7 protein-coding genes and 3 tRNA genes are annotated in these 11,035 nt (G+C 60.9%); 1 reads left to right on the top strand and 9 read right to left on the bottom strand.

From position 1 onward, the window contains the following. The 4 genes from AC1D1X_RS07070 to AC1D1X_RS07055 all read right to left on the bottom strand — a co-directional run. Nucleotides 1-1,341: peptide ABC transporter substrate-binding protein (locus AC1D1X_RS07070; protein WP_477698040.1), on the bottom strand; the 1,341-nt coding region annotated here is incomplete at its 3' end. Nucleotides 1,342-1,941: 600 nt separating this feature from the next. Further along, complete coding sequence (locus tag AC1D1X_RS07065; protein WP_477669033.1) at nucleotides 1,942-3,441, bottom strand: efflux transporter outer membrane subunit; 1,500 nt, start codon at nucleotides 3,439-3,441, stop codon at nucleotides 1,942-1,944. Beyond that, on the bottom strand, nucleotides 3,434-6,613 hold the full coding sequence (locus AC1D1X_RS07060) for an efflux RND transporter permease subunit (protein WP_477649569.1): 3,180 nt from the start codon (nucleotides 6,611-6,613) through the stop codon (nucleotides 3,434-3,436). The genes AC1D1X_RS07065 and AC1D1X_RS07060 overlap by 8 nt, the downstream gene beginning before the upstream one ends. A gap of 12 nt (nucleotides 6,614-6,625) precedes the next feature. Continuing rightward, nucleotides 6,626-7,903, bottom strand: a complete 1,278-nt coding sequence (locus AC1D1X_RS07055) for an efflux RND transporter periplasmic adaptor subunit (RefSeq protein WP_477669032.1) — start codon at nucleotides 7,901-7,903, stop codon at nucleotides 6,626-6,628. A gap of 174 nt (nucleotides 7,904-8,077) precedes the next feature. Between AC1D1X_RS07055 and AC1D1X_RS07050 the strand changes: the two genes are divergently transcribed. Beyond that, nucleotides 8,078-8,749 carry a TetR family transcriptional regulator gene (locus AC1D1X_RS07050; protein WP_477669031.1) on the top strand — a complete coding sequence of 224 codons (672 nt, stop codon included), beginning with the start codon at nucleotides 8,078-8,080 and terminating at the stop codon, nucleotides 8,747-8,749. Here AC1D1X_RS07050 and AC1D1X_RS07045 read toward each other — a convergent pair. The 5 genes from AC1D1X_RS07045 to AC1D1X_RS07025 all read right to left on the bottom strand — a co-directional run. Then, nucleotides 8,746-9,381: a DUF6806 family protein gene (locus AC1D1X_RS07045; RefSeq protein ID WP_477669030.1), complete on the bottom strand. Its 636-nt coding sequence runs from the start codon at nucleotides 9,379-9,381 to the stop codon at nucleotides 8,746-8,748. The two genes, AC1D1X_RS07050 and AC1D1X_RS07045, sit on opposite strands and share 4 nt — an antisense overlap. A 63-nt stretch (nucleotides 9,382-9,444) precedes the next feature. Beyond that, nucleotides 9,445-9,537: transfer RNA gene (locus tag AC1D1X_RS07040), tRNA-Leu, on the bottom strand. 82 nt (nucleotides 9,538-9,619) lie between these two features. After that, a tRNA-Cys gene (locus AC1D1X_RS07035) sits at nucleotides 9,620-9,693 on the bottom strand. 99 nt (nucleotides 9,694-9,792) lie between these two features. Further along, nucleotides 9,793-9,868 (bottom strand) — tRNA-Gly (locus tag AC1D1X_RS07030). A 74-nt stretch (nucleotides 9,869-9,942) separates the two neighbouring features. Then, on the bottom strand, nucleotides 9,943-11,035 hold a 1,093-nt coding region (locus AC1D1X_RS07025; RefSeq protein ID WP_477698039.1), incomplete at its 5' end, for a S16 family serine protease.

Below are 11,035 nucleotides of genomic sequence, written 5' to 3'. Positions count from 1 at the left end.
CAACCAGGTGGTGGCGTCGTTGTAGTCGGCGATCCAGCCGTTGCGGGCGATCTGGTAGTCCTTGTCGGTGCGCTTCTTGATCAGCACCTTGAACTCCATCGCTTCGAGTTCGACGTCCAGGCCCAGCTTGGTCTTCCACTCGGAGGCCGCAAAGATGGCCATTTTCTTGTGGTAATCGCTGGTGTTGTAGGAGAACTTGAGCTTGGTGCCGGCCGGAAGATTCGCTTCCTTCAGCAGCTTCTTGGCTTCGGCGATGCGCTTGTCGGCGGGCCACTTGGCCCAGTCGTAAGAGGTGACGTCGGCACCCGAAGTGCCTTTGACGATCACGCCGTATGCCGGGGTCTGGCCGTCGGCCGTCACGCGCTGCGCGAGGATGTCGCGGTCCAGCGCCATCGACAGCGCCTTGCGCACACGGATGTCCTTGAGTGCCGGGTCCGCATTGTTGAGCGAGTAATAGCGCAGGCCCAGCATGTCGGTGTTGCGGATTTCCTTGGGATATTGCGCCTTGTACTTGTCGAAGGTGCCTGGCGGGAGCTGGTAAACCCAGTCGTTCTCGCCCGACTCATAAAGCTTCACATCGGCATTGCCGTCTTCGACCGAGAGGTAGGTGAGTTTGGTGAGCTGGACATTCTTCGCGTCCCAGTACGCCGGGTTCTTGACCAGGATGATCTTGCTGTTGACCTGCCAGTCTTTCAGCGAGAAGGCGCCGTTGTTCACCATGTTGGCGGGCCGGGTCCAGTCCTTGCCGAATTTCTCGATGGTGGCTTTATGCAGGGGAGCGAGCTGGGGATTGGAAACGACCTCGGGCAGGAAACCGACCGGGAAAGGTGTCCTGATTTCCAGGGTGTAAGGGTCCACGGCCTTGACACCCAACTCGGTGACGGGCTTCTTGCCTTCAATGATCTCTTTGGCATTGAGCAGGAAGACGCCGTAGGTGGAAGCGTATTTGGAGGCGGTCGCCGGATCGACGAAGCGGCGCATGCTGTAGATGAAGTCTTCGGCCGTCACCGGGTCGCCGTTGGACCATTTGGCGTTCTTGCGCAGCTTGAAGACCCAGGTCAGGGGGTCCATCTGCTTCCAGCTCTCTGCCACGGCGGGGACGATCTTGCCGTTTTGGTCGGCGGCAGCCAGGCCTTCAAACATGTCGCGGATCACGTTGTTGGCCGGAACACCCGTCGCCAGTGCCGCATCCAGGGTTTCAGGCTCGGAGCCATTGTTGCGGACCAGTTCCTGCGTCTCGTGCAGCTTCACGCCCGCGGGCACCGTGGCCGCCACCGCCAGGCCAGCCAAGGCCAGCAGCACGGCGCTTGTCAGCGCCTTCATCGTCCAGTTTGAGTTCATGCCTGTTGCACTCCCGAATAGAAAATTGGCGGGCTTGTGGCCCGCCATGGTTGATGGAACGGGGCCCCTCTCGTGAGAGGAGCCCCCGTTTGCCTGTCAGTCGGCGCGAATATACCGCCGCGCCAGGCGCAGCCCCGTAGGGAGTAACCCTTCAGCAATTACCGTGCCTTCACGAAGCCATGGGTGGCGCGGAAGTCAAGGGGATACATAGGGAACACTTGCTCACAACTGAACGAGCGAGGCGACAGCCACGGGGCATGGACAGGTACCGCGATTCAAGCCGTGCATCACGGCACGGCTGGAGTCAGTGCCTGGTTCAAGCCTTCACGCAATTCCGGCGGCGAAGCGGCGGCGCCTTCTGACGCCATGGCGAGTGTCAGCAGGATTGCTATTGTTTTGATAGCTGCTTGCGCCCACGATGATTGACTTGCAGGCACAAATCACCTGAATTTTGGGTACCGGAAGAAAACCGGCCGCCCTGCTCTTGTGAGAATTTAAATAAAAATAGCTACCAGCCCAATAACCATGGGCGCAAGCAGCTATCAATCTTGTAGCGCGGGCGTCTGGTCCCGCAGACGCCCTCAGGCGCCGCGCACCCGCTCAGCGGCTGAGCTGGGTGGACGCCTTCAGGCTCAAGGCTTCCTCAGGCGGCTCTTTCCAGCCGCCACCCAAGGTCTTGTACAGCGTGACCTGGCTTTGCAGCTGTGCCAGCCGGGTTTGCACCACCGCCTGGCGTGCGGCGAACAGCGAGCGCTGTGCATCGAGCTGGTCCAGATAGCTGGCCACACCGTTCTGGTAGCGCAGATCAGCCAGTTTGAAACGCGTCGCCTCGGCATTGGCCTGCGCCTGCTGGGCACGCAGCTGCTCGCCCAAGGTGTCGCGGCCCGCCAGCGCATCGGCCACTTCACGGAAAGCCGTCTGGATGGACTTTTCGTACTGGGCGATGGCAATGTCACGCCCGGCATTGGCCGAATCCAGCCCGGCACGGTTACGGCCCGCATCAAAAAGCGGAAGGATCAGTTGCGGCGCCAGCGTCCAGCCGTAGGATCCGCTCTTGAACAGGCCCGACAGGTGCGAGCTGGCGCTGCCGGCAGAAGCCGTGAGTGAGATACGCGGGAAAAAAGCCGCACGGGCCGCGCCGATGTCGGCGTTGGCAGACAGCAGCTGTTGCTCGGCCTGGCGGATGTCTGGGCGGCGTTCCAGCAAGTCAGACGGCAGCCCCGCGGGCACGTCCACCATCATGGGGGCGTCTGCCAGACCTTTGCCGGCAGGCAAGGCCACCGCCAGGTCACCGCTCAATGGCTGGCCGATCAGCAGGGTCAGTGCGTTCTGATCCAGCGCACGCTGGCGCACCAGTTGGGCCAGCGATGCGCGGGCCGCTTCGGTCAATGACTCGGCCTGGCGGAAGTCCAGCTCGGAAGCGACGCCGTTGTCAAAGCGCAGCTTGCTGAGCTTGAAGGACTCTTCCCGTGTAGCCAGTGTTTGCTGCGTGATGGCCAGCAGTTCTTCGTCGGCCAGCAGGCTGAGGTAGGTGTTGGCCACCGATGCAATCAGGCTGATCTGTGCCGTCTTGCGACCTTCTTCCGTTGCCAGGTACTGCGCCAACGCCGCCTCTTTCAGACTGGAGACCCGGCCGAAAAAGTCGAGCTCGTAGGATGGCATCAGCAAACCGCCGGTATAAGTGCTGGTGATGCTGCCGTTACCGTTGGCATTGGGCTGGCGCGAACCGGTGATGCCGGCATTGATCGTGGGAAACTGGTCGGCACGCTGGATCCGGTACTGGGCCCTGGCTTGCTCAATATTGAGCACGGCGATGCGCAGGTCGCGGTTGTTGCGCAGCGCGGCCTCAATCAGCTGCCGCAATTTAGGGTCGCTGAAAAAAGCCTGCCACTCGATGTCGGCTGCCGCGACGGCCGGTGCGGTAGTAGCAGACTGCGCTTGCGCGGAACCGGTGGTGAAACCGGAAACAGCCGGCCACTGGTCTGCGATGGGGGCTGCCGGGCGCTCGTACTTCGGAATCATCGAGCAGCCGGCCAGGAGTGCCGCAGCACCAACCGCCAAAAGCTGCGGGAACCTGGGTTTCATGCTGGATTTACTCATGGGCTTTACCTTCACTTCCTTCTTCTCCGGTGATGCCTGCCGCCTTGGCATGCTCCGAATACATCCTGTTTTGCCGCTCGCTGCCCTTGAAGAGGCCGCGCACGACCACAAAGAACACCGGAACGAAAATCACCGCCAGGATCGTGCCGGTGATCATGCCGCCGATCACGCCGGTACCGATGGCACGCTGGCTTGCGGAGCCGGCGCCCGAAGCCAGTACCAGCGGCAGCACGCCCAGACCGAAGGCCAGCGACGTCATGACGATGGGTCGGAACCGCAGGTGCGCGGCAGCCAGCGCCGACTCGATGACACCTTTGCCCTGCGCCTGCAAGTCCTTGGCAAACTCGATGATCAGAATCGCGTTCTTCGCCGACAGGCCGATGATGGTGATCAGCCCCACCTGGAAGTACACGTCATTCGAATAACTACGCAGCAGCGTTGCCAGCAACACACCGATCACGCCTAACGGCACCACCAGGATCACCGCGAGCGGAATGCTCCAGCTTTCGTACAGGGCCGCAAGGCACAGGAACACCGCGAGGATGGCGAAACCATAGAGCAACATGGCTTGCGAGCCCGCAAGTTTTTCCTCACGCGACTGGCCCGTCCATTCGAAACCGAAGCCCTGCGGCAGTTGCGCTGCGAGTTTTTCCATCTCGGCCATTGCTGCGCCCGAGCTGTAGCCTGGCGCGGCGCTGCCGCTGATACGCACGGCCGGGTAGCCGTTGTAACGCACTGTTTGCATCGCACCCTTGATCCACCGCGTGCTGGCAAACGACGACAACGGAACCGGCAGGCCGCGGCTGTTGATGGCGTTGAGCCGGAGCAGGTCGTCGGGCTGCATGCGCGAAGGCGCGTCGGCCTGTACCACCACACGCTGCAGGCGCCCCTGGTTGGGGAAGTCGTTCACATAGCTGGATCCCAGCGAGGTCGACAGGACCGCGTTGATCGCGTCAAACGGCACGCCCAGCGCATTGGCTTTGTCACGGTCTATGTCCAGCTGCAGCTGCGGCGCATCTTCCAGGCCGTCGGGCCGTACCTGTGTGAGCACCGGACTCTTGGCAACCATGCCCAAAAGCTGGTTGCGTGCGTTGATAAGCGCATCATGGCCCGCACCTCCGCGGTCCTGCAGGCGGAAGCTGAAGCCCGAGGCCGTTCCCAGTTCGGGAATGGGTGGGGGGCTGAGCGGAAAGATGAAGGCATCACGCACACCCATGAGGGCGCCGAAAGCCCGTCCTGCTATCGCTGAGGCCGAATGCGCTTCGCCGTCGCGCTCGTTCCAGTCCTTGAGCGTCACGAACGCCAGCGCGGCATTCTGGCCCTGGCCGGAAAAGCTGAAGCCAAGCACGCCGACCATGCTTTCGACTTCCGGCTGCTTGAGCATGAAACCCTCGACTTTCTCCATCACCGAAAGCGTGCGCTCGTAAGTTGCGCCCGGCGGCAACTGCACGTTCACCAGCAGGTTGCCCTGGTCTTCATTGGGCAGGAAGGATGTGGGCAAACGCAGGTATACCACCGCCACAGCGGCAATGATGGCCACATAGATCACCAGGTAACGTGCGGCGCGTTTGAGAATACGCGCGACCATGCTTTCATAGCTTTTTGCGGTGCGCGAGAACCCCCGGTTGAACCAGCCGAAAAAACCCTTTTTCTCGTGATGGTGCCCAGCCTCAACCGGCTTGAGCAGCGTGGCGCAAAGTGCCGGCGTGAGGGACAGGGCCAGGAAGGCGGAAAAGCCGATGGACGAAACCATCACGGCGGAGAACTGGCGGTAGATGTTGCCGGTCGAGCCCGCGAAAAATGCCAAAGGCACAAACACGGAAATCAGCACCACGGTGACGCCAATGATGGCGCCCGAAATCTGGCCCATCGCCTTGCGGGTGGCCTCCAGCGGCGGCAGGCCCTCTTCGGTCATGATGCGTTCGACGTTTTCGACGACCACGATCGCATCATCGACGACGATACCGATCACCAGCACCATGCCGAACATGGTGAGCACGTTGATCGAGAAACCGAGCGCCAGCAAGGTGGCGAAAGTGCCCAGCAATGCAATCGGCACCACGATGGTCGGGATGATGGTGTAGCGCCAGTTCTGCAGGAACAGGAACATCACGAGGAACACCAGGGCCACCGCCTCAAACAGCGTTTCCGCGACCTGGGAAATCGAAATCTTGACGAAGCGCGAGCTGTCGTAGGGGATGCTCCACTTCATGCCTTGCGGAAAATAGCGCTCGAGTTCGGTCATCTTGGTTCGAACGGCCTTGGCAGCGGCAAGCGCGTTGCCGCTGGGTGCCAGCTGAACACCGATACCGATCGCCGTCTTGCCGTTCAGGCGAGCCGACGTGGCATACGTTTGGCCACCCAGTTCAATGCGGGCCACGTCTTTAAGGCGCACCGACGAACCGTCGGTGTTGGCGCGAAGGACAATGTTGCCGAACTGCTCGACATTGGCAAGCTGGCCGGTGACTACCACGGTGGCAGCAATGCCTTGTCCCGCTACATTGGGACGGTCGCCGATGCTGCCGGCCGACACCTGGGCATTTTGCGCGCGGATGGCGTTGTTAACGTCATTTGCCGACAGGCTGAAACCCGTGAGCTTGGCCGGGTCCAGCCAGATGCGCATGGCGCGCTCACTGCCGAAGAGCTGGGCCTGGCCGATTCCTTTGACACGCTGGATCTCGGGCACGATGTTGCGCGAAGCGTAATCACCGAGCGCGACGGGGTCGTGCGCGGGATTGTCGGACGACAGCATGATGAACAGCAGGAAGTTGGAGCGTGATTTGTCGACGCGAACGCCTTGCTGCGTGACGGCGGCGGGCAGCCGCGGCGAGGCGCGCGACAGGCGGTTCTGCACATCCACCTGCGCGAGATCGGGGTTGGTGCCGGGCTCGAAGCTCAGCGTGATGCTGCCGGAGCCGTCGGCCTGCGCCACCGACTCCATGTAGATCAGGCCGGGTGAACCGTTCATTTCGCGCTCGATCACCGACAACACGCTGTCTTCGAGCGTCTGGGCAGAGGCGCCGGGATAGGCGGTGTTGACGACAATCGAAGGCGGCGCGACGGGCGGGTACTGGGCAATCGGCAGCTGCGTGATAGCCACGCCGCCGACCACCAGGATGAACAGTGCGATCACCCAGGCAAAGATCGGCCGATCAATAAAAAACTTGGCCATGTAGTTGGCTCCTTACTTCGCTGCTGCAGAAGCAGCGGAGGCCGCAGGCGCAGCAGCTTGCGCACCGGAGGCGGCGGATACGGGGGCGGAAGCCGCATCGGCCGGCTTCGCACCGGCCGGTTGCCATGGCACGGGCTTCACGGGTGCACCTGGCTGCAGTTTCTGGAATCCATCCACCATGACTTTTTCGCCGGTCTTCAGACCGTCGAGCACCACCCACTGGTTGCCCTTGGCGGAGCCAATCTTGATGGGGCGCGGGCTGACTTTTCCATCGTCACCCACCACCATGACAGTGTCGCCCTGCGCGGTGCGCGTGACAGCTTGCTGGGGCAAGGTGATGGCATTGCTGGCCTGCGCCTGCTCCAGGCGTACGCGCACATAAAGGCCGGGAAGCAGCTGGCCACCGGGATTGGGCACCTCTGCCCTCAGGGTCACCTGCCCCGTCGTGGAGTCGACCGTCAGGTCGGAAAACAGCAGGCGGCCGGGGCGGGCGTATTCAGTGCCATCTTCGAGCACGATGCGCACGCTGGCCGCTTCGGCACCGGTGGCACGTTTGAACTGGCCACTTTCCATGGCGGCACGCAGCTTCATGATTTCAGGAGCGGATTGCGTGAAGTTCACATACATGGGGTTGATTTGCTGGACCACAGCCAGCTGGGTGGCCTCGCCCTGACCAACCAGGGCGCCTTCGGTGACCAATGCGCGGCCAATGCGGCCCGAGATCGGGGCTGTCACTGCCGCGTAGCCCAGATTGATGCTGGCTGTCTGCACATTCGCCTTGCCCACGGCAACGTCGGCCTCCGCCTGCTTTTGCGCCGCGACAGCGTTGGCATATTCCTGCTTGCTGATGGCGTTAGCTTCTACCAGCGGCTTGTAACGCTCGGCCAATGCGGCGGCCTGCGCCAGGTTGGCCTCGGCGCGCGCCTGGCCCGCTTTCGCGCTGGCGGCGGCGGCGGCATACGGTGCGGGATCAATCGTGAACAGCGCCTGCCCTTCTTTCACGTCGCTGCCTTCACGGAACAGCCGTTTTTGCAGGATACCGGCCGCACGGGCCCTGACCTGTGCCACACGCGAAGCCTCAAGGCGGCCGGGCAGCTCGGTCACCAAACCGACGTCACCCTGGGTAACTGTCACCACACCCACTTCCGCAGGAGGCGGTGCCCCGCCGGGAGCACCGGCACCCTTGCCGCATCCGGCCAGGAACAATGTGAGTGCAGCAATCAGGACGAGAGGCTGGTATGGCGCAAACGGGGAGAATAAAGGCGAATGGACAATGCGAGACTTGGGCATGCTGATCCTCAAAATTTGGGAAAAAAGCGGAAAACGGAATATGTGAGCGGCATTTGATGCAAGTCATCGTTTTGCCGAAAACAAAAAGAATAAGGGTTTTTACGAGTGATATAGTTTACATACATTTGTGAATGTATACGACAACCCGTTAAATTGACTTGCAGGAGACATGGATTGGCCCGTCGGACAAAAGAAGAAGCCATGGCGACCCGGCACAAGCTGCTGGATGCTGCGGAACACCTGTTTCAGGCGCAAGGTGTCTCACGCACAAGCCTGCAGGACATTGCACGCCGCGCAGGCGCTACACGCGGTGCTGTCTACTGGCATTTCAAGGACAAGGCAGACCTGTTCAACGCCATGATGGAACGGGTCACCCTGCCCATGGAAAACGCGTTCAACCAGGAAATTGACCCGCAGCAACATCCGGGCGAGGACCTCCTCAATCCGATGGACAGGATACGACGTTCCACTGCCAACGCGCTGCGACAAATTGTGACTGACGCGCAAACGCGGCGCGTGTTTGAAGTGGCGACCCAGAAGGTCGAATATGTGGAAGAACTCCAGGCGGTTCGCCTGCGTCACCTGGCAGTGCGCGGTGGTTTTTTATCCGGCATCCAGCAAAGCATGGAGGCGGCAACTGCACAGATGCGCCTCCAGTTACCTGCGCCGGCTTCAGCGGCGGCGCAGGGGCTACATGCGCTGATCGATGGCCTGATACAGAACTGGCTGCTGGATCCGGGGGCTTTTGACCTGTTGGAGGTCGGCCAGCATGCGATTGATGTTTACCTGAGGGGACTCGGCTTTCCTGGCTCACCTGCAGCTTCAGGCTCGCCCAAGCCGGCTTAGTGCAAATGCCGGGGCTTGCGGCCACCGCCGCCATGGCCCGAACCGCCCGGCGGTCCGCCCAGGCCGCGCGGCGGTTTACCGAGTTGCATCGAGTTCACCAGTGCATCAAAGCGCTGCTCGAACAGCTTGTCGACAGCCGCAACGACCTCACCGAGCTCTGATCCGTCAAAGTGGCGCTCCATCAGGCCGATCATGTCCTGGACCAGGAGATCGCGCTGCACCTGCATGATGGCTGCCGGCGTGGGGCCCACAAAATACATCGCGAAATCATCACGGGCCTCCTCATCGTCGGCACCTTCATCTTCGTCAAAGTCGGAGTCATAGAAGGTCACTTCGATGGGAGCGCCCGCTTCCGCGAGGTCGTTCAGGCCCATGCACATTTCGTCAAGCGCCTGGCGAAAATCTTCGTCACCAGGGACTGTCCAGCACATTTGCAGCAAATGTTTTTGCGCGTCGAACCGGATGCCCGGCTCTTCCTCATAAGCGCTGGCAGCACCGGCCGCCAGGGACTTGGAGCCGGTGTACTTCCACAGCGGCTTGAGGGCCTCCTGCAGCTGTTCAAAATTAACGTCCGCGCGCAATGGCACTTCGCCGTGGACGTGGATCTCAAAAGGTGTGTTGTAGCGGGACATGATGGAATTTATCTTACCCAGTTTTCAAAAGCGCGCCCGGCGCGTGGGTGAGCCGCCCAATCGTGGTGCCTGAGACCGGAATCGAACCGGTACGCCCGTTATTCACGAAGCGGCGGATTTTAAGTCCGCTGTGTCTACCTATTTCACCACTCAGGCTCAAACGCCGTATTCAAACGTCCGGCAGCGTATTGTCAAACAAAAAAGCCCCATAACTGGGGCTGGTTGCAGGGAGCTGTGATGGAGGCGCGGGCCGGAGTCGAACCGACCTACTCGGATTTGCAATCCGGTACATAACCGCTTTGTTACCGCGCCGTATTCTGTCTGCCTGATAAAGCCCTACGGCTTTACCCAATAATCCAACGAAACCCCCAATGAAAAAGGACAGCATTTTTAAAGTGCTGCCCTTTGAATTGGAGCGGGAGAAGAGTCTCGAACTCTCGACCTCAACCTTGGCAAGGTTGCGCTCTACCAACTGAGCTACTCCCGCGATTACAGCCTCAAATTATAGCGTAGTTTTTTGGGCTTTTCCAAAAGCCGCAAAAAACTTTGCGAAAGGCCTCATTAATGCTTCACCGTACCGGCTGCTTCCGCAGGCGGAACCACAGCAGCCGGCGCAACAACAGCGGCTTCCTCGTCGGTCAGCGGAACAGGCTGGCGCTCGAGCGCAACCTGCAACACCTGGTCGATCCATTTCACCGGCACGATCTCCAGGCCGCTCTTGACGTTGTCTGGAATCTCCTGCAGGTCCTTGGCATTTTCCTCGGGGATCAGCACGGTCTTGATGCCGCCCCTCAAGGCAGCGAGCAGTTTTTCCTTCAGCCCGCCGATGGCCGTGACCTCGCCGCGCAACGTGATCTCGCCCGTCATGGCCACATCACCGCGCACAGGGATACCCGTCATCGCTGAAACAAAAGCGGTGGTCATCGCGGCACCCGCGCTTGGGCCGTCCTTCGGTGTTGCCCCGTCCGGTACGTGGATATGGATATCGCGCTTTTCAAACATCTCGTCCTTGATGCCGAGAACCTTGGAACGGCTGCGCACCACCGTGCGTGCGGCCTCAACGGATTCCTTCATGACATCGCCCAGCGATCCCGTACGTGTGATCACGCCCTTGCCGGGCATCATGGCAGCCTCAATCGTCAGCAAGTCGCCGCCGACTTCCGTCCACGCCAGCCCCACCACCTGGCCGACCTGGTTTTGTTGTTCGGCACGACCATAGTTGAACTTGCGCACGCCCAGAAAATCGTTGAGGTTATCGGGTGTCACGACGACCTTGGGTGTCATCTTCTTGAGCTGGATACCCTTGACCACCTTGCGGCAGATCTTGGAGAGTTCGCGCTCAAGCGAGCGCACGCCGGCTTCACGTGTGTAGTAACGCACGATGTCACGCACCGCCTGCTCCTGCACTTCAAGCTCTTCTTCCTTCACGCCGTTGTTCTTGACCTGCTTGGGCAACAGATAGCGCATTGCGATGCTGGTCTTTTCGTCTTCGGTGTAACCGGAAAGGCGAATCACCTCCATGCGGTCCAGCAAGGCTGGCGGAATGTTCATCGAGTTCGAGGTGGCCACGAACATCACGTCGCTCAGGTCGAAGTCCACCTCGACATAGTGGTCACCGAAGGTGTGATTCTGCTCAGGGTCGAGCACCTCCAGC

It is taken from the genome of Polaromonas sp. P1_G4 (assembly GCF_056405475.1).
The sequence above is the reverse complement of the archived record's forward strand: the minus strand, read 5'-3'. Positions and strand labels throughout refer to the sequence as shown.